The 3,526-nt window shown below is 28.2% G+C and carries 5 protein-coding genes; 4 read left to right on the top strand and 1 reads right to left on the bottom strand.

The window, feature by feature from the left end:
* The first annotated feature begins 838 nt into the window (after nt 1-838).
* From DRF59_RS20855 to DRF59_RS20620, 4 genes are all read left to right on the top strand, one after another.
* Complete coding sequence (locus DRF59_RS20855; protein WP_157967482.1) at nt 839-988, top strand: hypothetical protein; 150 nt, start codon at nt 839-841, stop codon at nt 986-988.
* Nucleotides 989-1,061: 73 nt separating this feature from the next.
* Complete coding sequence (locus DRF59_RS20610; RefSeq protein WP_115964480.1) at nt 1,062-1,472, top strand: hypothetical protein; 411 nt, start codon at nt 1,062-1,064, stop codon at nt 1,470-1,472.
* A 172-nt stretch (nt 1,473-1,644) separates the two neighbouring features.
* Nucleotides 1,645-2,238 (top strand): hypothetical protein, encoded by a 594-nt coding sequence (locus tag DRF59_RS20615; RefSeq protein WP_123873725.1) that lies wholly within the window; start codon nt 1,645-1,647, stop codon nt 2,236-2,238.
* A gap of 126 nt (nt 2,239-2,364) precedes the next feature.
* Entirely contained in the window at nt 2,365-2,817 is a 453-nt protein-coding gene (locus DRF59_RS20620; RefSeq protein WP_123873726.1) for a hypothetical protein, read from the top strand.
* 86 nt (nt 2,818-2,903) lie between these two features.
* Here the strand turns inward: DRF59_RS20620 and DRF59_RS20625 are convergent, their stop codons facing one another.
* Nucleotides 2,904-3,161, bottom strand: coding sequence for a helix-turn-helix domain-containing protein (locus DRF59_RS20625; protein WP_115964484.1), 258 nt, complete (start codon nt 3,159-3,161; stop codon nt 2,904-2,906).
* Nucleotides 3,162-3,526: the final 365 nt, after the last annotated feature.

Genomic DNA, 3,526 nt, shown 5'->3' on the forward strand with positions numbered 1-3,526 from the left:
TAATAATAATAATAATAAAACCTTCGCGATTTGCGAAGGTTTTGTTTATAATGCTGCTTTATTTTATTAAAGAAGTCTTTAAATTTTTTTGGTAGTGAGCATTTCTAATTTTTAGCTTTTATCCTGTTGGGAATAACGTAGTGATTATTGCCTTTGACTCAAAATCAATTTCATCTTATTCTCTTAATCCTTTTAATAAGGGAGGGGGAAGGAATATACCTCGTAGCCAAGGTATTAGTATACCGCAAGGTACAACCCATCAGACCTATATTTGGTGGACTAAAAAAAACAATTTATTTAAATGAAAAAAATATTTTTTTTAATAACTCTATTCTTACTTTTTCCTGTTCTACTCAAAGAGATAATATTTGGGGCGAATATGAATATAGGGAACTGAAACAATTGACTCATTGATCATCGAAAAAATGTATATTTATATAAAATATATAACAAACGAGGTGAATTAATGTACAAAGGACAATCTAATTGGGAATTGGAAAAAGATAGAATCACTTTTTTTGATTTTTATAATGATGAAGATTATAATTTATCTGAATTTTTAACAGAATAACATGCAAAGAAATTCTTAATAAAAATATCTTGTCCCATATATGTTAATGTATTCATTATAACATTGTATAAAATAGCCTATTAGAGGCGTTCAGTTAATGGTCCCGATACCGCATGAATACTTCATAAAAATGAAGTATAACAAAAATCACTGCCATTGAGCAGTGGTTTTGTTTTTTATAAAATCAACATTATTTTTTGAACAGAATTCCAGATGTTCAATGTCTGTGGCTTTGGGCTGATAATCCTAACTAGGCTTTAAATCTGAATGGATCATAGCTTTACAGAAAATCGTTATATTTACCAGTATAAAGATCATTTAGGAAATGCAAGGGTAAACTATGCCAAAAACAGCGAAGGTGTTCTTAAAATTACAGACAGCAACAATTATTATCCTTTTGGCATATTGAAGTCATAAAAGTTTATTAGAAGGTTTGTGCTAATTCAGGTATTATGGAATTAAAGTTTATAAAGACTGTAAAACAATAGCAATGAGTAATTTATCAATAATAGATCAAAGAAAATTAGATTACTTAAAAGAAAATAAGGATTTTATTTTTATAAATTTTGATAATGAGTATTCTATCAAAATAATTCCTTTTTATAACGGACTCAGGGATAAGCAAAAGTTAATTGAACTTTTTAATCAGTTAACCAATTTAGATATTAGGGTTGAAGATCTTTTAGGAAAACTGCATTTAGTTATATTAAAGATATTAATTAATGAAGATGAAAATCCCAGCTCCAATGATATTATTATCAATAGCAATGGACTTTCTCAAAATTCAATACAGTTTTTAATTGATAACCTTAATACAATTTTAGCCCGATTTAAAAATCGGAATATTTATATTTTAGAGAACACCTCTAATGACGAACTAACATTTAGTTATTCAAAATAGCATTAGAATTTACTTAATGCTCTCCGCTGCGCAAAGACTCCCGACTTTGAGCTGATAAAATTCCTGCTGGGTTTTATATTACTTAGGTGGATCTTACAACTTACATAAAATCACTATATTTATGTGCAGTTCATAGGAAATGGAGGGCAAACCATATTAAAACAGGAAAGGTATGAAAGCTTTAAAGATAAAACCAGGTATACTGACAATACTATTGATAACTTTATTTTCGTGTAAGGAAAATAAGGGAATTCAGGAAAAGAAGAATAACAAACTTTCGGTTGAAGTTTTATCAGTTAAAAAAGAAAAATCATTATACAATATTTCAGTTTTAGTAGATAACAATAATGATGATAAATATGTAATGTTATATAATTATCAGGACTTTAAAGAAAGAGAAACTTATCCAAGGGTGATTGAAAAAGAAAAGGAGACTATTATTGACTATAATTTTTTCTTTAAAGATCGTGTTGGTTATGTTCAGGATTCCATCAATAATATTCAAGATTCTGTTACTGATTTTCCTATAGGAAATATAAACAGCTCATTTTCTCTTTTTATATTGCCCAAAGGTAAAACTAAAGTTATACTAAAAGATATTCCTATATCAGATACAACAAACAAAAAGTATTTATATTTATATTTTAGTAAAATGAAAGAGGAAATCTTCAGGGCATTACCAAAAGGAACAAAAAATTATGATATAAGTGCCAACGAAAAAGGATTCAGAAACTATAAATTTTCTAAAGAAATAATTGTTTTTTAATAGAAAAATTAAAGGCTTTCATTTAGGATAAATAGAGATCTTTTTTAGGAGATTTAATTTAATGATGCTTTTAACAATCGTCCAGGTGGAAGGCAAGGAACGGATATTTTTTTAATTTAATTCTTTATGATATCAGAAATAGAACAACAAACAATGGACTTAGATTGGTTTTTGACGGATGGCGAATATATAGGGTTTATGACTTCTTGTGGTGGAAAGCTGCCGGATTCGGTTATTGAATCTGAACAAAGACGTCAGATATTAGTAGATTACTTTAGAAACTTACCGGAAATATCAGAAACTTTAATTAATCCAGAATTAGATAAAATTTTAAACAAAGATTCAGGCTCAGGAGGAGGTCTGGAAGATTATTTCTTTCTGGCAAAAAAGGGCCTTTATTCCTTTGACAAAACTGTTCTGAATAATTTTTTTGATCCCCACTATCATTTAGTTGTTTTTCCAAAAAATCCATTAAGATTGAAAGATTTATCACAAGACATATTAGATATAATTGTCAAAACTAAATATGAGGGTAAGCTTAAGGATATTCAGAATATCGATATATCAGAAATTAAATAATTCCATTGCCATTGTTAAAGAATAAACTGTACTATATTATTTACTTTGGGTTGGGCTAGAAATATAATTAAAATAGATATTTAAAGTTATTCATCAATTTTATATTTCTTTATATCAAATTCAAAATCAAAAAGCTCTTTGGGTGGAAGATTAAGACCTTTAGCCAAATCAATTAATGTCGTAAAGGAAAAATTTCTTTTCCCATTTTCTATATCACTTATTGTACCTTTAGTAATTTTGGAACCGTTTAGTACAACATCATCTTGGGTAAGCCCGGATTTAAGTCTTAATTCTTTGATATGTTCTCCAAATTTTTTTAGTATTTCATCTTTTAAAACGTCCATTTATGAGTACTTTATACAAAGTGCGTGATTTTTTTTACAAATTTTGTTACAAGATCTTGTAACAAAATTAAAATTTACTATATTTGGAAATGATTGCTTATTAAAGTAATTTTGCGATACTTCAACGAATAATAGAAGCTATTGCTTAGAATCTTGTAATAGAAAACTGGTAATTTTTAAACACACGAGATAATAAGCAGGAAGCTCACGACCTAGGCGTGAGTTCTCCTTATCCTGTGTGTGGGTATACCAGTACCTCTATTACGGATATTGTAGAGTCTCATGCCGTTTTTATTTTCATGCTGTCCCGTTTTCTACAACTATTTTCTAAGCCGCTTTACACATAAAGTATCATGATACTTACA

It is taken from the genome of Chryseobacterium flavum, assembly GCF_003385595.1.
GTDB lineage: Bacteria > Bacteroidota > Bacteroidia > Flavobacteriales > Weeksellaceae > Chryseobacterium > Chryseobacterium flavum.